We start from the raw sequence: 20,535 nt of genomic DNA, 5'->3' as shown, positions 1-20,535 counted from the left end.
TTTACTCCTTTTCCCTTACAATCGTTCTCCATTTAAGATCTCCTCGGTCAATTCCATGAATGATGAGCTCAGCCGTACCCATATTTGTCGCAAGCGGAATGGAATAAACATCCGCTAAACGGAGCAGGGCTGAAACATCCGGTTCATGAGGCTGCGCGGTTAATGGATCGCGGAAGAAAATGATGGCATCAATATCATTCTGAGCCACCATCGCTCCAATTTGCTGGTCTCCGCCATGCGGTCCGGATTGATAACGATGAACCGGCAGTCCTGTTGCCTCCATGATTTTCAGACCTGTCGTGCCGGTAGCAAAGAGCTGCTGCTTACTTAAGATATGCTTGTACGCAATCGCAAATTGAATCATGTCGTCCTTTTTCTTATCATGTGCAATTAGAGCGATCTTCATCGTTTATACCTCCATTTAATCGAGAATATTTTCCAACCCATACACAAGCTGATCTAATTTCATAACCGTTTCAACAGATACCCTAACACCAGACATAAATGATTTACGGTCATAGGAATCATGACGAAGCGTCAATGTTTGCCCTTCTCCTCCAAACATGACTTCTTGATGGGCAATCAAGCCCGGTAAACGTACGCTGTGAATTCGCATGCCGTCGAAATCTGCCCCTCGCGCTCCAGCAATCGTTTCTTTTTCATTCGGGTGTCCTTGCTTCTTGGCAGAACGTTCTTCAGAAATCAATTGAGCCGTTTTGATTGCTGTACCAGAAGGCGCATCAAGCTTTTGATCATGATGCATCTCAATTATTTCGACATCTTGGAAGTATTTTGCGGCATTTTGTGCAAATTTCATCATCAAAATAGCCCCGATAGCGAAGTTTGGCGCAATAATACAGCCGATTCCCTTTTCCTTTGTCAATGTACGCAGCTCTTCAAGATCCTCGTCTGAAAAGCCGGTTGTCCCAACCACAGGACGGATACCATGTGATAGGGCTGATAATGTATGTATTCTACCAACCTCTGGGGTTGTTAAATCTATTAACACGTCTGCTTGAAGGGTTGAGAAGCATTGTTCATGATCATCATAAACTGGGACATCCTCGCCAACACCGGCAAACCCTTCAAGTTCATTTAAGTGCTTTCCGCCATTTTTACGGTCAAGCACAGCAATTAATTGGAAGTGGTCTGTCTCTTGTACCATTTGGACAGCCGCCCTGCCCATCTTTCCTCTTGGTCCGGCAATAATTACTTTAATCATTTTGTTCATCCTTTCTTGTCCAGCGATCACGGTCTCTCGTCCGGAATTTATCCATTACAAGATCATGAGCATGTGCAAGGTCTACGCCAAGTGAGTTGGCCATGCAGATCAGCACGAATAAAACATCGCCCATCTCCTCTTCAATCGCCTTCTCTTCTTCCGTTGACTTCTTCGGTTTTTCTCCGTAATGGTGGTTGATTTCACGAGCAAGCTCCCCCAGCTCCTCTGTAAGTCTTGCTGTCATCGCAAGAGGGCTGAAATACCCTTCCTTAAACTGCCCGATATAGCGGTCCACCTCTTGCTGCATTTCTTCCATTGTTTTTTTTGTTTCCATTCGTTACACATCCATTTCTTTGCTCACTTCTTCTATGTTAGCTCATTTAACTATTCCCGAGCAATCCACACATATGATAAAATTCATTAGGGCATAATTGACATAATCTTATCTCAATTGTACACCATAATTAATAACGGATAGCAAGGAAGTGGGGTTACATATGATTTTCAACCTAAAACTCAAGAATATTTTGTTTATCTTGATCGGTTCAGCCATCATGGCCTTTGGTGTCGTGCATTTTAACATGCAAAATCAGTTAGCTGAGGGCGGTTTCACTGGTATTACCCTCCTCATTTATAATTTGACCGGATTAAGCCCGTCCATTTCCAACATTTTGCTTAATCTGCCCCTTTTCTTCATTGGCTATCGATTATTAGGAAGAAAAACGTTCATCTATACAATCATTGGAACGGTTGGACTATCTATTTTTATCGCGATATTCGAAAAATATCAGCTCCATATCCCACTAAAAGACGACCTTATGCTTGCAGCCCTGTTCGCAGGCGTCTTCATCGGGGTCGGACTCGGAATTATCTTCCGCTATGGCGGGACTACCGGGGGAGTTGATATTATTGCACGGCTTGTCTTTAAGTACAAAGGCTACAGCATGGGAAAAACCATGTTCATCTTTGATTTCTGTGTCATTACCCTATCACTGGCAACGTACCTTGATTATAAGGAAGCCATGTACACACTCGTTCTTGTGTTTATTGGGAGCCGCGTTATTGATTTCATTCAGGAAGGTGCATATGCAGCCAGAGGAGCCTTTATTATCAGTGAATCCAATAAAGAGATTGCTCAAAAAATCAACGAAGAAATGGACCGCGGCGTCACACTTCTAAAAGGATACGGTTCCTTTTCTAAGCTTGAAAAAGATGTCATCTACTGCGTCGTCGGTAAGAATGAAATTGTCCGCCTCAAGAATCTGATAACGTCTGTTGACCCGCACGCCTTCGTATCAGTCTCAGTCGTTCATGATGTTCTCGGCGAAGGCTTTACCTTAGATGAGAACAAAAACCCGCTCGAGCATTAACAGCACAAAAAAGAGGGAAGTTGAACTTCCCTCTTTTTTTAATCGTCATTATTCATACCGGTTAACATTAACACAAAACGAAGCAATTCCAGAAGAGCTACAGCTGCAGCCGCAACATATGTTAATGCTGCCGCGTCAAGAACCTTCTTCGTTTCTCGTTCTTCCCCTGCATCAATAACGCCAAGTGCAACTACTTGCTGCATGGCACGATTAGAAGCATTAAACTCTACTGGCAAGGTCACAAATTGGAACAGGACTGCCGCTGCCATGAATAGCACACCGAGCAAAGCAAGATTATAGATACTGAAGATCATCCCTGCAATAATCAAAATCCAAGAGAAATTCGATCCGATATTTGCAACAGGAACTAATTTATGACGAATACGCATAAATGTGTAATCCTCTTTGTCCTGAATGGCATGACCAACCTCATGGGCTGCTACCGCAGTACCAGCAAGAGAATGTCCATGGTAAATGTCAGAGGATAATCTGACAACCTTTGCTGTCGGATCATAATGGTCACTTAATACACCATGTGTTTCTTCAATTTTGACATTATACAATCCATTTTCGTCCAATATTTTTCGTGCCACCTCTGCCCCGGTATATCCATTGGAAGCCGGAACCTTTGAGTATTTAGAATAGGCACTCTTGACTTTCATTTGAGCGAAAAGCGGTATAAGCAAGATCAAGATAAAGTAAATTAGAAACGCCATCAATATCCTCCATTTTTAATGTGATTAATATTATTGTAATAATGAAACCATTTATCTGTCAATGGATAGATACTTTTCAAAATTTTATCAAATATCGCGATTCTTCTTCTTCGTAAAGGTAATCTCCTCACGCGCCTTGTACTTGCGGAAGCCCACATAAGATAATGTCATTAAGATAATACTGCCTGTCGAGATGATTACCCACCAGAGTGACGGGTCTGTATCATCCTTCTCTGCCTCGTCAAATATATCCCTCAGCTGCCCCTCCAATGAAGCCATATCTTTCTGTTCACTGCTATCAGAGAATACTTGCGGACGGTATTGGTCTATGAATTTCAAATGAGCATCCACTTGCTGAAATTTTTCTGGAGTAACATCGATTTTCAAAGATGGATACAGAATATTATATATATTTAACAAACGATTCAATTCCTCCTGAAAGACAACGGAATCCTGATTTTTCACAGCTTCACGCGTATCCTTTACAGCTTCGAGAATCTGTCCTCTCATCTTTGTCCATAAGGGACTCTTATCATGACTAACAGCATCAAAGGCTAATCTGAATTTTGTCATCTCGTTTACGGCTTCCTGATTCGACTTCTCTGTATCCTGAACGGCATTCATCGCATCCTCAAGGGCAATGGTCACAATATTGATCTCATCCATTGAATATTGATTACCCTGTGAAGCCATATCCAAAAATCTCTCTGAGAACACATTGAGCAATTCCTCGGCTTCCTGCCTCCGATCAACCTTCACAAACTGCAGGGATTGGTCAGCAATCGTTTCAATGGCTTTATCTTCTGCAGGACTGGCGGCGATTGCCTGAATGGATAGCGATGCGACAATAATAACGGATCCAATGACCCCCTTTAGCAACTTCATAAAAAATGTCCCTCCTCACCATACTAATATGTATGTGAAAAGGGACAAGGCAAGAACCTTAAATATTGCTTATCGTGAGGGAAGCGTATAAATTGCCCTTCCTTTCCGAACAGTCGTATAATACCCCACTCCAATTGATAAAATGCTAAGCCAAAAAGTGAAATAGCCGATTTCATCCATATATAGATGGAGCACACTGTACGTCGGCATCATTCCAAATACATAATCGATGATTTCATTATGGACAAGGATAATGGCCGCCGTCACTAAATGCCATGGCTTCACCCGAAAATATGGAGCAAACAACAGCCCCTCCAAAGCCATAGCACCATGAGATAGAATAAGCATGAGGGCGATCAAGGAAAATGACCCATCCACTGCAAAGGAGAATAGGTTCATCACAACAGCCCATATCCCATATTTAAATAAGGACACAACCGCAAGCGCCTCGAACAAGCCAAAATTTCTCCCCATCATGATTCCTGCAAGTGCAATGACAAAGAACAGGCTTGCAGTCGGACTATCTGGAACAAACAAAAGGAATTGAAGCGGCGTTGCTTCCAACTGCCCTTTATACCAATAGTACCCATAGATGGTTCCTAAAATATTGATGATTAGAATCGTCCATAGGACGAGTCGATTCGAAAGAAATGCATATAGCCAATTTCTCATAATAAATTGAAATCCTCCAAATTAATATGCTGTCATTCTTTCATGATAGCGTTTAGGCTCTAATACTGGCAACCTCCAATTATCTATATAGGCAAGACATCATCAGCAGCAGGGCAGCCTAAATACTTCGCAAATCCACTGTGAACGGCAAAGGGCTTCAGAATAGCAGCTATTCTGAAGCCCTCTTATCAACTATCAAAAATGCCCCCGATTGGACGAAATCAGATAGGATTATTCTGTCTCTGTGCTTGTTTGCTCGCCACCGCCTGCATTGGCACCTTTAATAAACTCAGCAAGTGTTTTCAATTCTTCTTCTGTACCCTTGAAGACACCAGGCATTTTCCCACTCTCTGTACCATTTACCGCAATCTCAGAGATTTGGTCAACCTCCAATTCAGTACCAAGAAGCTTTGGTCCTGCTCCTCCTTGAAGAGAGTCACCATGACAGCTGATACATCCTTGATCCTGATAAATCTTATACCCATCAGAATCTTTATCGATAGCTGAATCATCAATGATTTGTCCTTGCAATTTAGCCGCTGCCCAATCATGTGTAGAAACGGTCTCCCACGTCAAATAGAAAACTCCAGCAAACGCTAAAAGCATAAAGCCTACCGCAAACTTACGCTTTGCAGGGCGTCTTTCCGGTCCCCTGTCCAAGAATGGAGCAAGTAATAATGCACCAAAAGCTAAACCTGGAATGACAAGAGCACCAATCAAGTTATACGGCCCAGATGCATACGAATATTTAAGCAGCTGGTATAAAAACATGAAATACCAGTCAGGCAGCGGAGCATAGCCCGTATCTGTCGGGTCTGCTATCCTCTCAAGCGGGGATGGATGCGCTACCGTCAAACATAAGAAACCGATTAAGAAAACGGCGCCAACCATCCATTCCTTTAACAGGAAGTTCGGCCAGAAAGCTTCTGTCTTTCCTGGATACTCAGAATAATCCTTAGGAATATTCGGCTTTCTGTCAGCACTAATTCTTGAGTCACCTACAAATCTCATACCTTTACCACGATGCATATGGATATCCCCTCCTTCTTTACAATTCTTGTTCTAAAGACCGAATCTTATAGCGGTCCGGAAATTCCTTGCTTACGAATCATCAGAAAGTGAGCTGCAATCAGCCCAATCAAGGCTGCAGGCAAGAAGAATACGTGAATCGCAAAGAAACGGGTCAGCGTTTGGGCTCCGATGATTGTCGGGTCACCAGCTAACAGCGTCATCAAATATGGTCCGATAAATGGAACAGAGTCGATGATTGTTAATGTAACCTTGGTTGCAAATAGCGCTTTCATATCCCAAGGAAGAAGGTAACCAGTCAATCCTAAAGCAAGCATGATAAAGAAAATAAGTACTCCCACGATCCAGTTTAATTCACGCGGCTTTTTATAAGCACCCTGGAAGAACACGCGCATTGTATGTAAGAACATCATGACGATTACCACACTAGCTCCCCAGTGATGCATCCCCCTGACAATTTGTCCATGAGCCACTTCATTCTGCAGGAAATAAACAGAATTCCATGCATTCTCGATATCCGGAACATAATACATCGTCAAGAACATGCCAGATAGAATCTGAATGACAACGATAAAGAACGTCAATCCCCCAAAACAATAAACAAATGCCGAGAAGTGATGGGCAGGGTTTACATGCTCTGGGACCTCATGATCAGCGATGTCTCGCCACAATGGCGTTATATCTAGCCGCTCATCAATCCAATCATACATTTTATTCAGCATTGGTCACGCCTCCCTACACCTCATTTGTTTTTGTGTTGCCCAAATACAATACTCCATCTTTTTCCTGCATATCATACACATCAAGCGGACCGATCGGCGGTGTATTTGGAATATTCTTACCGTTCTTCTCGTAACGGCCGCCATGACAAGGGCAATAGAACTCATTCTTATGCTTCTCATCACCCTCCCAGTTGACTGTACAGCCTAAGTGTTTACATACTGGAGATAAAGCGACAATGTCGCCCCCTTCATCCTTGTAAACCCACGCTGTTCTCGTCTCCTCTGCTTCATACCAGCCATCCTGGACTTTCAGCTTGTAATCGACGCGAGTCGGTGTTTCTGTTACCTCGCTGATCTTCAAGCCCGTATTGATAAAGTCACCTGAGGCATTAGCCTTTAAGGCAGGATCGACCGCAAACCGCAGCATCGGCATAACCATTGCCGCACCCATGAATCCCCCGACACCCATGAGTGTGTAATTCAAGAATTGGCGTCTTGAAACTTTTTGGCTGCTCATTAAATTTCTCCCCCCTTATATGGAAAGTCTGACAAAATTACAGAATTGTACAAACTTTATAAAACTAGGACATTACAATAATATCCTAATATTTTTGATAGGTCAACAAACTCCCAGTTTAGGAAATACATGGTTTATTATGTAAGTATTTTCAATCCGTCTTCCAAGCATCCTGCAGGAGCTCTTTGATTTGGTCTGTATGATCATCCAGCACTTGCTTGATAGCCTCCCTCGGCATTTTATCCGTCTGAATGGAAGGAAACCATAGAATTTGCTCTTGATCACTGACTGTAATCCATTTGTTATCCGTTGTGAGGAATCGTATATAGGTGAACCCGGCTTCACTGTAAAAGGTTCTCCAATGATTCAATAGTGCTTTCTTTGACTCTTGTCCGCTTTCCTTTGAATACGGTACTGGATGGGCCAGAAATATTCTTCCCTTTAACTCTCTCTCCAGTTCATAGGTCAATAGACTTAAGTACTCATAAGAAGCAACCGCCTGACTGACCCCCTTCTCAAATGTAATCGCATTCAATGGAATGATGACTGTATCGATGTATTCCCTTGAACGCTCGAACATCTCCATATCAGCCGTTTGATATTTCATGCAATCCCCCCTTATGTCCATTTCATTGTAAACTAAAATAAGTAAAAATTATACAAAAACGCATAAAAAAAGCCAATCAGCTTAGCTCCGGCTATGCTGACTGGCTTTTTTCCTGATTGGCTCTATGTCAGGGATTTCTTCTTTCTACGCAGCCGTTTCAATTGACTGCTTAGCAGCGTGAATTGAGCATGATCTCTCTCATCAATCGCCGTATCAATTAATCGCAGCAATCGTTCCTCCTCAAAACGGTTCAAGCTCTCTTCAAGAATACTTTCAGCAATATGCTGGTCTTGCTCATTGCCAGGTAGATTCTTTGGCAAATAAGGATTCTCCTCCAAAACAGCTGCATAATGATACGAGGAATAAGCTGTTCGAAAATTCAGCTGTATGTAGATATCCTCATCCCGGTTTAACCGGATATCATGAAAGGATTTCTCGGCATCAGTGGTCATAATATTGCTCTTATAAAATCGAAACGGCACATCATCTACACAATGGGTAGACATCACCATTCCTTTCGGGCAATATTTGGCCCCTTCCACAAAATGGACATTTCTCATCAGCTGGTCATGACTCATCAAATAGTTTAATATCCACACACATTCACGACGCTTTAGTTGATAATTATTCAAAAACCAACGGATGAATTCTTTTTTCTCATCGACAGATACAGGGGTTTTCATGGTGGAGCCCTCCTCTGCACATTAAATTTAGATTCTTTCTAATATATCCAAGTACTCATCATTACTCGGGTCTTCTTTCAGCAGTTTCTCAAAGATAGCTTTAGCCTCTTGGAACTTACTGTCTTCAAGCAGGAAATAACCATATTCGTGCAAAAATTCTTTATTCTCCATGAAATGCTGATAAGCTTCTCGATAACAGGAAAGAGCCTTCTCATATTCCTCAAGCTCTGAATAGGCAGTTGCCGTCAGCCAATCAAATTGCGGATCCTCTTCTCCCATTTCACGAACAGAAGATATGAGGTCGATGACTTCTGAATATTGCTCCTCATGTAAATATAACTTGCCAAGGGTTAGTACAGCCTCCAAATAACCCGGGTCAATCGCGATTGCCTCAGACAGCCATTTAACCGCCGTTTGAGGATCTCCCTTCTTGGATGCTAATTCCGCTCCATACAAGAAAATCTCTTTATTGAACGGATCTTCTTTCATTCCCTCCTCAGCTACCTGGATAGCCATTGGGAGCTCCTTATTCTCCTCATAGGCCATAGCCAAATACATGTATAAAGAATGATAGGCAGGGTCCATTTCCTTCAACTCGCTGAACTTAGCAATAGCTGTGGCATATTCACCGGCATGAAAAGCAGAAAATCCATATTCAAACAGAAGGTTGACATCATGATCTTTATCATCCCGTTCAGCCTTATGGAAATAAGGAAGGGATTCTTCAAATTCCCCGAGGGATACGAGAGATAAGGCCAGCCGCTTATTAATGGATACCCCATTAATACTTGAATCATTTTGAGAAATATAAGTATATAATTCTACAGCTTCACGAAAATTTCCTTGTTGATAATAAAGTTCCGCTAAAGCAAATTTCACAATTGGCTCATCCGGCAGGATCTCATTGGCTTCCTTCAGCTTGCGGACGCTCACTTCATCCATGCCCATCGCCTGGTAAAGGTCGCCAAGCAATAACAGGGCTCCTGGGTACATAGGATCATCATTTTCTATCTTCTCCAAATACAGCAGCGCTTCTTCTTCATTTCCGAGTTCAGCTGAAACTTCTGCCAGAGAAAAAAGAATTTCTCCTTCATCTGGGTAGCGCTTCTCAAGTTCCTCATACAGCTCCTTAGCCTCTTCCATGAAACCTAATGAGGCCAGCTCTTCTGCTAATGCAAAAATATCCTCATCATTTTGGGATGCCTTAATGAAATTTATATGTGTTTTTGCTTCTTCCCATTCACCTTGCAAAAGTTTTTTTCTAATTGTTTCAATATTCATTTCCCGATAATTCCTTTCCAATTGCTCATTTCCCACTGTCAAATCGGCCAAATCGCAGCCTCAAAAGGACATTCCTTTTGCCATCTAGCAGCTTGCTTGCGAAAACCTATCTCCTTGTCCATAACCACGGCAAGGAAACTTGCATATGAGAATATTCTATATAGACTTGGTATTTTCCTGTAGCAGTTCCAAAATCGGATAGCCATATACGAAGTTTTTTGCGGATGATATACATAGAAGGGTTCCTGTATAAACAGTATAGCCAATTTTTAAGGCGGAGAATAGAGCGAATCACTTTAAGAGGCTGTCGAATAAACCTGCAATATTCATCACCCTATCAAATATTCACTCGATAGTAAAGGGCATTGGCTTATGCTTATCGGGAATGTCTTATAGACATGCTATGTATAATGAAAGAGATTTAGCACAATAGAAGGGAAAACAAACTCTTTTTTCATGCTGTCGAAGCAATCACTGACAACAAATGCTGGCTTCCTCTTTTTCTCATCAAAAAAAGCATTCAGAATTCATCGATTCTGAATGCTTTTTCCAAATCATTTAGCCATTAAACGGACCAAGTCCTCAAAGAAGCCCGGATAGGAAACAGCGATTGCCTCATCATTAACTAGTTCAACCGGTCCATCTGTCAATAAAGAGGCAATACTCAGCGTCATGCCAATTCGATGGTCTGTCAAACTGTCAACTGTACCGCCGTGGAGAGATTGTTGACCTTCAATAATTAGTCCGTCATCTGTAGGGGTAATTCTCGCTCCAAGACGTCCAAGCTGAGTCGCAATTGCATCAATCCGATTGGTTTCCTTCACCTTTAATTCCTCAGCATCCTTGATGATTGTCTGTCCTTTAGCCTGTGTGGCCATCAGGGCAATAATAGGAATTTCATCGATTAACCTTGGAATGATATCCCCGCCAATTGTCATCCCTCGCAGTTTGGAATGACGGATGATAATTGACCCGACTTCTTCACCCGCTCCTGTCCCTTCATCCGGTATCACGTCCATATCAGCACCCATTTCCTGTAATACATCAATGATGCCTGTACGTGTTGGATTCAGGCCGACATTCTCAAGTATGATTTCACTGTTCGGTACAATAGCTCCTGCAACAAGCCAGAAAGCAGCAGATGAAATATCGCCGGGAACAGTGATATGTCCCCCTTTTAACGATTGGCCGCCCTTTACCGTAATTCTCATTCCATCTACAGATACTTCTCCGCCGAAGGATTGAATCATTTTCTCTGTATGGTCTCTTGTCCGTTCCTTTTCAATGACCGTTGTTTCTCCTTCTGCCTGAAGCCCAGCCAGCAGAATGGCCGATTTCACTTGTGCGCTTGCTACAGGCAATTCATATTCAATCCCCTTAAGGGCAGTGCCTTCCACTGTCAGCGGGACCAAATTGCCGTCATCGCGTCCGCTAATTTGAGCTCCCATTTGCCGAAGCGGGCTGACCACTCGTTTCATCGGTCTCTTGGCAATGGATTCATCCCCTGTGAACGTTAGGCTGAAAGGAAGAGCAGATAATAATCCGAGTAAAAGTCGGATGGATGTACCTGAATTCCCTACATCAAGGACTTCTTTCGGGGCACTTAATCCCGCATACCCTTTACCGTGCACCGTCACATTAGACCCATTTTGTTCGATGACCACTCCGAGCTTCCTGAAACAGTCTATCGTACTCAAGCAATCCTCGCCTTCTAAGAAGCGGCTGATAGTGGTGGTTCCCTCTGCAATCGAACCGAACATAACTGCTCTGTGGGAGATGGATTTATCGCCCGGTACCTCTAATCTTCCTGTCAGTGACGGACGATGTGTAAATTCCAAACTTCTTACCATGAAAATCCTCCTGACGCTTTAGTCAAAATAAGTATCATATGTAGTCTTTTGCTGCAGACATTCTACTGCAAGCACTCTATCCTCATTGCTCTGGAAAGAGATCGCCAGCACTCCGTAAATCTCTTCGCGAGTCTCAAGGATTCGAATATTCGTGATGCTGATGCTTGATTCGGCTAGATATCCGGTAATTTCTGAAATGACACCTGGATAGTCCGGCACATCCACATAAAGATCATAAGAAGAAGGAATAGCCCCCTTCTCATGCACTGGCATTGCATCCCTAAACCGCTTAGCCCCATGGAAGAAGTCATAGATTTTCTGTCCATCCTTGTTAACCATCCATTCCTTGATTTCCCCCATCTCCCGAATCCATGAATCAAGGAGCGGTACCAAAATCTCACCATTATGAAGGAGGATGTCTTTCCACATTTCCGGGCTTGAGGAAGCAATTCTTGTTGTATCCCTGAATCCTCCTGCAGCGAGTCGAGCAATCACCTCATGCTCTTTTTCAGCATCCTCAGCAAAATTAACCATAGAAGCTGCCATGATGTGCGGAAGATGGCTGATAACACCTGTCAAATAATCATGCTCTTCTGCACTGACTTCAAGAAATTTTGCCTTCGTTCCTCGAAGCCACATCTTCAATTGCCCAATTTCCTTCACGCCCGCACATTTTGACGGCGTTAACATATAGAAGGCATTTTCGAACAGCCGCTCTTTAGCAGCGGTTACACCGCTCTTATGGGAACCAGCCATTGGATGGCCTCCAATGAAGACATGCCGACTGCCAAGATGGCGCTCGGCTGCCTCCATAACCTTTTTCTTTGTACTTCCCGCATCTGTAAGGATGACTCTTTCCTTAAGCGGTACGTTTGCCAATGCTTCAATCACCTGTACAGCCGCATTTACAGGCGTACAAATCATAATCAAATCACTGGCTGCAGCCGCAGCCTTGTAATCCTTAACGGGTTCATCGATTATTTTGAGTGCTTTTGCGAGCATAGCCTGCTGCTCATCTGTATCATATCCCTGGATGAATGCATCAGGATGCTCTTTCTTGATTGCTAGTGCAATAGAGCCTCCAATCAGTCCTAAACCTATAATCAATACATTGCCGCGCATGGAGGCACCTCACTTACTTCTTCTATTTAGCTAATTCGCTCCTTTTCGTTTGGAGAAAGCCTTCAAGCTCCTTTAACACAAGAGCATTCTCTACCTCCGAACCAACCGTTACCCTGATTGATGTCGGGAATCCCAACGCCTCACCTGAACGGACAATTACGCCGCGCTCGAGCAAATATTGAAAGACTTCATTTCCCTTATATCCAACCTCCATTAAAATAAAGTTCCCTTGGGAAGGATAATAGGCTAATTGATGCTTCTCACAAAATTGATAGAATGCTTGGAGCCCATCACGGTTTCTTTGTTTACATTCAGCGATGAATGCTTGGTCTGATATAGCCTCAATCGCCGCTCTTTGGGCTACAGCATTGACATTAAACGGTTCTCTTGTCGGTTCAAGCATGCGAATGATGGTTTCATCAGCGATTCCATAACCAACCCTTAATGAGGCAATTCCATAGATTTTCGAAAAGGTATGAAGGATAATGACATTTTTATAGCGTGCAATTAAAGGAATCAGGTTAGGATAATCCTCTGCATCCACATATTCATAGTAAGCCGCATCAAATACGACGAGTACATCATCTGGTACTTGGTCCAGGAAAGGCATCAATTCATCTTCTCGAATATATTCCCCAGTCGGATTATTCGGTGAGCACAGCCAGACAACGGCTGTGTTAGAGTCAATTTGCTGGAGCATCCCCGGCAAGTCATGGCGCCCGTTAACATGAGGAACTTCCCGAATCTCCGCCCGCTCTAAGATGGCATTATGACTGTATTGACTGAACGTACCTGTGGCCATGACAGTGTTTACGCCAGGTGCGAGCAAAGCTTTCGTAATCATTTGGATCAAATTGTCAGAACCGTTTCCAAAGATTACTTGATTGCCCTCCACTCCCCAAAAGGAAGAAACAGCCTCACGAAGATTGACGGCCCCTCCGTCAGGGTAAAGCGCAAGCTGCCAATCGGACTCCTTCAAGACTTTCTTAACCTTAGGTGAATAACCATATGGATTTTCATTAGAGGCTAATTTAATAATCTCAGTCAGGCCGTATTCACGCTTCACATCATCAATCGGTTTTCCAGGCTGGTATGGCTTCAGTGTGTATAAATGTTCCTTCCATTTCATCAACAAGCTCCCCCTTTATTCTCATTTCTCCAGCAAATCTGGTCTCAGCTTAATAGCCTCCTCCAAATAAATATGCTTAATCTCCCTTTGACTCTTGTCCGTATTTACATGAACCATAATCCTGATGGCAAGCGGCAGCGATTCCGGTACTGGAATCTCACACATACACATGACAGGAACATACATGAAACCATCAATACGTCTGATTGAGGCCGCCGGAAATCCAGCATTAAGGTCATCAGTCACCGAGATAAAGACCGAGGCAATACTCTCGCTGTCCAATTCATTTTGTTCAATAATCTCGCGCATCAACCTTTCCGTTTGGCGTTCGATTTCCTCCTTGCGGTTAGCTGATACCGTGATGGCCCCTCTTATGCCTCTTAGCATTCTCTTCTCTCCTAACTTAAACTGTAAAATAGTCTTCAATGAATTCATCGAAATCCGAACGAATCTCACTCTCTTCAAATGTTGCTATGACCGGGTCGCCAAAGTCCTTCAATAGGATGGTGGCAATCTTGCTTCCTTGATTCTTTTTATCTAGCTTCATATAGGGGATAAGAAGATTCATATTCAGCACTTCGTTCGATATCCTTAAGTAGCCGAGATCAATCAGCCATTGATGAAGACTGTCCAATCCCGCATCAAATCCGGTATATTTCCTGCTTAAATATAAATCATAGAATAAGCCGATTGCAACAGCCTCTCCATGAGTCAGCTCCCCATAGCCTGCCGCACCTTCCAATGCATGGGCAAGGGTATGACCTAAGTTCAAGAAAGCTCGCTTACCTGACTCTCTCTCATCTAAAGCGACGATGGAGGCTTTCACCTTTATCCCTGTTTCAATCAGCTCACCAAGCTGCACATGCTTCTTAAGGTCCTCCATTGTTTGAATCTCTTTCTGAAGCTTTTGATAAAAGGTCTCAGAAGAGAGAAAGGCATGCTTAATTAATTCCGCAAAGCCGCTTCTCCACTCCCGTTCTGGCATTGTTCGGAGCAGCTCCGTATCATAGATGACAGCTTCTGGCTGATAAAAGGCCCCGATTAAGTTCTTCCCTAGAGGATGGTTAATCCCTACCTTTCCGCCAACAGCACTATCATGAGCAAGAAGAGTTGTCGGCAGCTGAATGAAGGAAATCCCCCTCATATAAGTAGCTGCAGTAAAACCGGCTAAATCACCGACAACTCCGCCGCCAAAGGCAAGGATAATCCCGTCTCGGCCAATATTGTGCCGGAAGCCTGCTGACAGACACTCCTCATAGCAGGCAATCGATTTAGCTTCCTCTCCTGAAGGGACAATATGAACTAGCGTATCATAACCAGATTCATTCAATAAATCGGTCAATGGTTCCGCATGCAGGGCAGAAACATGTGAATCCGTAATCAAAAATAGCTTCTTCTTCCCAGGAAACCGTTCCTGAAGAAATTCCGGAAGTTTCTTGATGGCTTGATTGCCCACATAGATTGGATAAGATTTTGAAGCCGTCTTAATCTCAAAGCTTCTCATTAGAATTCCCTCGCATACCGACGCTGTTCTTCAATAGTATCAATCAATGTATCAAGGCGGTCTGCATAGAATTGATCGACAATCGCACTTGCAAGCTCCCATGCCACTGCATGCTCGCACACAACTGCTGCTGCTGGAACAGCGCAGGCATCAGAGCGTTCAATAGATGCTGCAAATGGTTCTTTAGTCTCGATATCTACGCTGTTAAGCGGTTTATAAAGTGTAGGAATAGGCTTCATCACTCCACGTACAACGATCGGCATCCCAGTCGTCATGCCGCCTTCAAATCCTCCAAGCCGGTTCGTTTTTCGTGTATAGCCTGTCTCTTCATCCCAAAGAATCTCGTCATGGACCTTACTGCCCGGAACTCGTGCCGCTTCAAAGCCTATACCAAATTCAACACCCTTAAAGGCATTAATGCTAAGGACAGCGCCAGCGATTTTAGCATCAAGCTTACGGTCATAATGCACATAGCTTCCTACACCGCTTGGCATGCCGGTCGCAATCACTTCTACCACTCCGCCAAGTGAATCTCCGTTTTTCTTCGCCTCATCAATCGCAGCCATCATTTTCTCGCCGGCTTCCGCATCTAGACAGCGTACAGGGGATTCTTCAGCTGTCTTCCTTAGTGTCTGGATGTCTGTGCTATCTGCTTGCTTTGCTTTGACCCCGCCAATCTCCACCACATGGGATACGAGCTCGATTCCAAGCAATTGCAAGAGCTTCGTAGCAACAGCACCAGCTGCGACCCTGACCGTCGTCTCTCGCGCCGAAGAGCGCTCAAGCACATTACGTAAATCTCTATGCCCGTACTTAATTCCGCCATTTAAATCAGCATGGCCAGGTCTCGGTCTAGTAATCTTCCTTTTAATTTCTTCTTCATCCTTCTCATCAATCGGCTCTATTCCCATTACATGTGTCCAATGAGTCCAATCTCGATTCTTGACGTTTAAAGCTACAGGAGATCCTAATGTTCTTCCATGCCTTACACCTGAGGTGATCTCAGCGGTATCTTTCTCTATTTGCATCCTTCTTCCTCTGCCATATCCTTTTTGGCGTCTGGCTAAGTGTTTATTTATATCCTCCTCGGATAAAGGCATTCCGCTTGGCAACCCCTCTATGATGGTCGTTAATTGGGGACCGTGGGATTCCCCGGCTGTTAAGTATCTCATTTGGCTCCTCCTTCATCACTTTAAAGCAATTATGTACAAATATATCATAAGAAAGCTTCTTTTGCTAAATTTTCTTGTTTAACTATTGTACATCAGAATAAATTAGAAACTCCACCAATAAATAGATGTATTTTTCTGACAATTAAATGATTCTATGAAAACAAAGCCTCACTTTTCATGCAGCTATTAGACTGAAAAGAAATCAAGTTAAGAATAGGTCTGCATTTTTTCGCTCTTGCACTCCATATGAATGTGAAAGCTATTTTCAGCAGAAAAGCCAACGGACTTAGCGAACTGCATGGTAGTTACTTTCGCCACTCGCCTTCGGCAAAGTTGTCTCAGCCTGCTTCCTTATCGTAGCCGAGAGTCTCACCCCTTCTGCTAAAATAGGAACCTGTACTTATAAGATGGGTTTACCTATAAAAAGGATTAAACATAGGATTAAACAGGTCTTTACTACCTTAATAGTAAAGCATGAAAGGCGGTGGACAACAGTTAGGGGGATTAAAAAAACAGTCTATGCAGGCCAAAGCACAATTCGCTTCGATGAACCTGAAGAAAATGGGATATCGGAGAGCTATGTCAACGGAGAAAATGTCAAAAAATAAAGGGTTGAGAATATACCCATTCTCAACCCTTTCGTACAGCTGTTTTATTGAATCAGATTAATAAATCCACTCATTTACAAGCTTGCTGTATTCAGATAGTTCTTCTTCTTTAAAGAAAATGCCTAGTTCTCTTTCGGCGCTTTCTGGTGAATCAGAGCCATGAATAATATTTTTGCCGACAGTTACGCCGTAATCGCCGCGAATCGTTCCAGGAGCTGCATCCTTTGGATTAGTGGAGCCCATCATTTGACGTGCTGTAGCAATGACATTTTCCCCTTGCCAAGCCATCGCAAATACAGGACCTGATGTGATGAAATCAACTAACTCGCCAAAGAATGGACGCTCTTTATGTTCAGCATAATGCTTCTCAGCCATTTCAGCTGGAATGATCATTAATTTAGCGCCGATAAGCTGGAAACCTTTTTTCTCGAAACGGCTTACAATTTCCCCGATTAAATTGCGTTGAACACCATCTGGTTTAACCATTAAAAATGTTTTTTCCATCATTACACCTCTGTTTATATGTATCTTTTTAGTTTGTCCAGAAAAAATATACCATTTTCACCATCATTTAGCAAACAATATGAAAACGCTTAATAATTCCGTTTTCCAATAAATTCGGCGATATCATATAAATAACGAGTATTCTTCGTATCCGGCAGTTCCTTCAAGATAGCAAAGGCTTTATCTAAATATCGGTTGCTGACTTCAATTGATTTTTCAATAGCTCCAGAGCCCTTAATCTTCTCCAGGATTGGCTTCAGCTCATCATGGCTCATATTCTCATGAATCGTCCTGATTTCCTGACCAAGCTCAGGCTCTCTTAGGGCATACAGCACTGGCAGGGTGATATTCCCTTGCCAAAGATCACTTCCTGCCGGCTTTCCAAGTACTTTCTCCGTAGCAGTGAAATCAAGGACATCATCAATAATCTGGAAGGACATTCCTACGTAGTACCCATAAAGGAATAATTTCTTATGTATGGTTTCATTGACACCTGCGCTGATAGCACCCAACTGACAGCTCGCCGCAATCAAAAGCGCAGTCTTTCGTTTAATACGAGTTAAATAGTCACGAAGATTCTGATCATAATTATACTTATCCTTGATTTGCTCAATTTCTCCAATGCTCACTTCCAGAATCGTCTTGGCCAGTACCTTATGCGCCAGAGGTTCCTCTATCCGTGTCATCAGCTCCTGCGCACGGGCAAAGATATAATCCCCAGTATAGGTTGCAATTTTATTATCCCATTTGTGGCTGACTGTAGGTGATCCTCTTCTAAGCTCTGCCTGGTCAATGACATCATCATGCACGAGAGAGGCGGAATGAATCAGCTCGAGGGCTACTGCAGGATATTTAATTCGCTCAATATCATAATCGCCAAATTTTGCCGTCAACAGGACAAAAATAGGGCGGATGCGTTTTCCTCCGGCTTTAAGCGTGTGGACCGAAGCATCCTGCAGAAGCTTCGATCTCGCTTGTATGGATGATTTCAGTTCCTTTTCTATCAACTGAATATCTTGTTTAAAAAGTTTGTATAATACTGGTAATTTCATCATTCCACATCCCGTTTAACAAGGTAGGGCAATCCCTCATTGAGATTTTTTATAACCAAAATGAGAAGCAGCTGCACCGCCTGAATACGGCTTATATTTCACCTTGACGAATCCGGCTTTCTCAAATAATTTCTTTAACTCCGGCGCACCTGGAAAGTCGGTTGCAGATTCCTGAAGCCACGAGTATTCTTCGTAGCTCTTGGCCAGCACCTTTCCCATAAGCGGCATGATATGCTTGAAATAGAAGTAATAAAGCTGTCGGTAGACCGGCATAGTCGGTTGAGACGTATCTAGGCACACGGCCATCCCGCCTGGCTTCAGCACCCGGTTCATTTCCTTCAGCACCGTCAAATAATCCGGCACATTACGGAGACCGAAGCCAATCGTCACATAATCGAAGCTGTTATCCTCAAATGGAAGCTCCATTGCGTTGCCGTGAATGAGTTCAACATTCTTCAACCCATATTTCTGTACCTTTTCTTTCCCGACTTTCAGCATATTCTCACTGAAATCAAGTCCGCACACCTTGCCTTGTGCCCCAACCGCTTCTGCAAGCGCAATTGACCAATCAGCTGTTCCACAGCATACGTCTAAAGCTTTATCGCCGGGTTTGACAGCCATTTTTTTCATTGTGTCAGCACGCCATTTCTTGTGAAGCTGAAAACTGATTACAGAATTCATCGTATCGTACTGATCTGAAATCTTTTCAAACACATGATGAACTCGTTCTTCTTTCGATTGTTGTTTCATCCAAATAACCCTTTCCCCATCATGTTGGTGATATGTCCCCTGGATTCATCCAAAGCTCTTTTAACCCGCTGAGCCATATCCGTGCAAATCTCCGCCTCTAGCTCCTGCTCCACCCGATTTTGAAGGTCTTCCACTCTATTCAAAAAAGGCGGCAGCAGCATAGCAGCATAATATCGAGGCTTATTGCCTGCTCCGTATTCAACAAATTCATGCCTGGCAAATTCTCTATTCAACCGTTTCATCAGCAGAAAATCCTTTAAGAGCAGCAGGTTACATGTACTGCCGAAATAGGAACTCACCTTCTCAGCCAGCGCTGTCTCGATGGCTTCAAGATGGGCAAAAAGAAATTCGGCTGAGGTATCCTTGCATTGATAAAGCTCTACCTTCGATTCATTAATCAGTTGAATACCACGTGAAAATTCCCTGATAAAACGAATGTCCTCTGTCTGGGCTAAAATATGATAATATAAACCACTATAGTAATCCCCAGCCAGGATGGTCAATTGTCTTGTTCGCAGCTCGCCGGAATCTTCTGAATTCAATCCATTTGTTACGTTCTCATGTGTATCGAGGGCAATTTGCATGAGCATGATTGATACTATGTAATTAGAAAGTTGTTCTTCTGTTGCATCAGCATGGGATAAGATTAAAAGCATCGCCGCTATCTTATCTTCATCTATGATAGGCTCCTCTATATACCGCCACACAAATGAATCAAATATATGATTCCTAATTTCACGCTCATATTGTAATACCTGTTTCTTTGCTGATTCCACCCTCATCACCTAAACTTCCATTCGTTTCATGACTATTTCAGAATTGACTAGACATCTTTTATTTTACTATCCTTTTTCAACATTGTCGATTCATGCTGAAAAAGGATAGTTAGTCAATGAGACGTTATTCCTTACCGCTCTCCACTTGACCATATGGGGTATACATTATCGCTTTTCCCCTGATCTTGATAGCTGAGGTATGCTCAGTGAATTGGACAAAAAGGACCTCCCCTTTATCTAATTTCTCTGAATGGTGGAAGCGAGTATCTTCCCCTCTCGTAAGGCCGATGACATTTACTCCGTCTTCCTCTGCCTTAACAATCACATAATCATTCTGCGCGGGATTTCCCTCTCTCATCAAATC

At 43.1% G+C, this 20,535-nt stretch carries 24 protein-coding genes; 1 reads left to right on the top strand and 23 read right to left on the bottom strand.

The genetic code is table 11. From position 1 onward, the window contains the following. Position 1: 1 nt before the first annotated feature. From mgsA to ACI35L_RS04085, 3 genes are read right to left on the bottom strand one after another with little or no spacing between them, the layout of a single operon-like run. Positions 2–406 carry a methylglyoxal synthase gene (mgsA, locus tag ACI35L_RS04095; protein ID WP_049670579.1) on the bottom strand — a complete coding sequence of 135 codons (405 nt, stop codon included), beginning with the start codon at positions 404–406 and terminating at the stop codon, positions 2–4. Positions 407–421: 15 nt separating this feature from the next. Then, positions 422–1,231 (bottom strand): 4-hydroxy-tetrahydrodipicolinate reductase, encoded by an 810-nt coding sequence (gene dapB, locus ACI35L_RS04090; RefSeq protein WP_049670578.1) that lies wholly within the window; start codon positions 1,229–1,231, stop codon positions 422–424. Continuing rightward, a complete protein-coding gene (locus ACI35L_RS04085) occupies positions 1,215–1,556 on the bottom strand; it encodes a nucleotide pyrophosphohydrolase (RefSeq protein ID WP_049670577.1) in 342 nt (113 codons plus the stop codon). The genes dapB and ACI35L_RS04085 overlap by 17 nt, the downstream gene beginning before the upstream one ends. A gap of 163 nt (positions 1,557–1,719) precedes the next feature. Between ACI35L_RS04085 and ACI35L_RS04080 the strand changes: the two genes are divergently transcribed. Beyond that, the gene (locus tag ACI35L_RS04080) at positions 1,720–2,592 is read left to right on the top strand and encodes a YitT family protein (RefSeq protein ID WP_049670576.1); all 873 of its coding nucleotides are present in this window, start codon (positions 1,720–1,722) and stop codon (positions 2,590–2,592) included. A gap of 38 nt (positions 2,593–2,630) precedes the next feature. Here the strand turns inward: ACI35L_RS04080 and ACI35L_RS04075 are convergent, their stop codons facing one another. From ACI35L_RS04075 to mtrB, 20 genes are all read right to left on the bottom strand, one after another. Then, the gene (locus tag ACI35L_RS04075) at positions 2,631–3,308 is read right to left on the bottom strand and encodes a zinc metallopeptidase (protein ID WP_049670575.1); all 678 of its coding nucleotides are present in this window, start codon (positions 3,306–3,308) and stop codon (positions 2,631–2,633) included. Between the two features lie 87 nt (positions 3,309–3,395). Continuing rightward, positions 3,396–4,193, bottom strand: a complete 798-nt coding sequence (locus ACI35L_RS04070) for a sporulation protein YpjB (protein WP_439802302.1) — start codon at positions 4,191–4,193, stop codon at positions 3,396–3,398. Positions 4,194–4,262: 69 nt separating this feature from the next. Beyond that, positions 4,263–4,865 carry a DUF1405 domain-containing protein gene (locus tag ACI35L_RS04065; RefSeq protein WP_049670573.1) on the bottom strand — a complete coding sequence of 201 codons (603 nt, stop codon included), beginning with the start codon at positions 4,863–4,865 and terminating at the stop codon, positions 4,263–4,265. A gap of 231 nt (positions 4,866–5,096) precedes the next feature. Then, complete coding sequence (locus ACI35L_RS04060) at positions 5,097–5,894, bottom strand: menaquinol-cytochrome c reductase cytochrome b/c subunit (RefSeq protein WP_049670572.1); 798 nt, start codon at positions 5,892–5,894, stop codon at positions 5,097–5,099. Between the two features lie 47 nt (positions 5,895–5,941). Further along, positions 5,942–6,616 (bottom strand): menaquinol-cytochrome c reductase cytochrome b subunit, encoded by a 675-nt coding sequence (qcrB, locus tag ACI35L_RS04055; protein WP_439802301.1) that lies wholly within the window; start codon positions 6,614–6,616, stop codon positions 5,942–5,944. A gap of 13 nt (positions 6,617–6,629) precedes the next feature. Further along, a complete protein-coding gene (locus tag ACI35L_RS04050) occupies positions 6,630–7,133 on the bottom strand; it encodes a ubiquinol-cytochrome c reductase iron-sulfur subunit (RefSeq protein WP_049670570.1) in 504 nt (167 codons plus the stop codon). 151 nt (positions 7,134–7,284) lie between these two features. Then, complete coding sequence (locus tag ACI35L_RS04045; protein WP_049670569.1) at positions 7,285–7,740, bottom strand: DUF2487 family protein; 456 nt, start codon at positions 7,738–7,740, stop codon at positions 7,285–7,287. Positions 7,741–7,862: 122 nt separating this feature from the next. Then, positions 7,863–8,423, bottom strand: a complete 561-nt coding sequence (locus ACI35L_RS04040; RefSeq protein ID WP_049670568.1) for a ReoY family proteolytic degradation factor — start codon at positions 8,421–8,423, stop codon at positions 7,863–7,865. A gap of 27 nt (positions 8,424–8,450) precedes the next feature. After that, complete coding sequence (locus ACI35L_RS04035) at positions 8,451–9,704, bottom strand: tetratricopeptide repeat protein (protein WP_156185586.1); 1,254 nt, start codon at positions 9,702–9,704, stop codon at positions 8,451–8,453. A gap of 554 nt (positions 9,705–10,258) precedes the next feature. Next, positions 10,259–11,554 (bottom strand): 3-phosphoshikimate 1-carboxyvinyltransferase, encoded by a 1,296-nt coding sequence (aroA, locus tag ACI35L_RS04030; RefSeq protein WP_439802300.1) that lies wholly within the window; start codon positions 11,552–11,554, stop codon positions 10,259–10,261. 18 nt (positions 11,555–11,572) lie between these two features. Then, on the bottom strand, positions 11,573–12,676 hold the full coding sequence (locus tag ACI35L_RS04025; RefSeq protein ID WP_049670565.1) for a prephenate dehydrogenase: 1,104 nt from the start codon (positions 12,674–12,676) through the stop codon (positions 11,573–11,575). Between the two features lie 22 nt (positions 12,677–12,698). Continuing rightward, positions 12,699–13,805, bottom strand: a complete 1,107-nt coding sequence (gene hisC / locus ACI35L_RS04020; RefSeq protein ID WP_049670564.1) for a histidinol-phosphate transaminase — start codon at positions 13,803–13,805, stop codon at positions 12,699–12,701. A 21-nt stretch (positions 13,806–13,826) separates the two neighbouring features. Further along, positions 13,827–14,192, bottom strand: a complete 366-nt coding sequence (aroH, locus tag ACI35L_RS04015; protein WP_049670563.1) for a chorismate mutase — start codon at positions 14,190–14,192, stop codon at positions 13,827–13,829. A 16-nt stretch (positions 14,193–14,208) separates the two neighbouring features. After that, positions 14,209–15,309, bottom strand: coding sequence for a 3-dehydroquinate synthase (aroB, locus tag ACI35L_RS04010; protein ID WP_439802299.1), 1,101 nt, complete (start codon positions 15,307–15,309; stop codon positions 14,209–14,211). Next, positions 15,309–16,481, bottom strand: a complete 1,173-nt coding sequence (gene aroC / locus ACI35L_RS04005) for a chorismate synthase (protein WP_049670561.1) — start codon at positions 16,479–16,481, stop codon at positions 15,309–15,311. Before aroC ends, aroB begins: the two co-directional genes overlap by 1 nt. Before the next feature lie 665 nt (positions 16,482–17,146). Beyond that, positions 17,147–17,593, bottom strand: a complete 447-nt coding sequence (gene ndk / locus ACI35L_RS04000) for a nucleoside-diphosphate kinase (protein WP_049670560.1) — start codon at positions 17,591–17,593, stop codon at positions 17,147–17,149. Between the two features lie 89 nt (positions 17,594–17,682). Next, the gene (hepT, locus tag ACI35L_RS03995; RefSeq protein ID WP_439802308.1) at positions 17,683–18,645 is read right to left on the bottom strand and encodes a heptaprenyl diphosphate synthase component II; all 963 of its coding nucleotides are present in this window, start codon (positions 18,643–18,645) and stop codon (positions 17,683–17,685) included. 36 nt (positions 18,646–18,681) lie between these two features. Continuing rightward, the gene (locus tag ACI35L_RS03990; protein WP_049670558.1) at positions 18,682–19,395 is read right to left on the bottom strand and encodes a demethylmenaquinone methyltransferase; all 714 of its coding nucleotides are present in this window, start codon (positions 19,393–19,395) and stop codon (positions 18,682–18,684) included. Continuing rightward, positions 19,392–20,177, bottom strand: coding sequence for a heptaprenyl diphosphate synthase component 1 (locus ACI35L_RS03985; RefSeq protein WP_049670557.1), 786 nt, complete (start codon positions 20,175–20,177; stop codon positions 19,392–19,394). The genes ACI35L_RS03990 and ACI35L_RS03985 overlap by 4 nt, the downstream gene beginning before the upstream one ends. 118 nt (positions 20,178–20,295) lie before the next feature. Continuing rightward, complete coding sequence (gene mtrB, locus ACI35L_RS03980; RefSeq protein WP_049670556.1) at positions 20,296–20,529, bottom strand: trp RNA-binding attenuation protein MtrB; 234 nt, start codon at positions 20,527–20,529, stop codon at positions 20,296–20,298. Positions 20,530–20,535 lie beyond the last annotated feature (6 nt).

This window comes from Pradoshia sp., from assembly GCF_051873915.1.
In the GTDB taxonomy this organism is placed as follows: domain Bacteria; phylum Bacillota; class Bacilli; order Bacillales; family Pradoshiaceae; genus Pradoshia.
The sequence above is the reverse complement of the archived record's forward strand: the minus strand, read 5'-3'. Positions and strand labels throughout refer to the sequence as shown.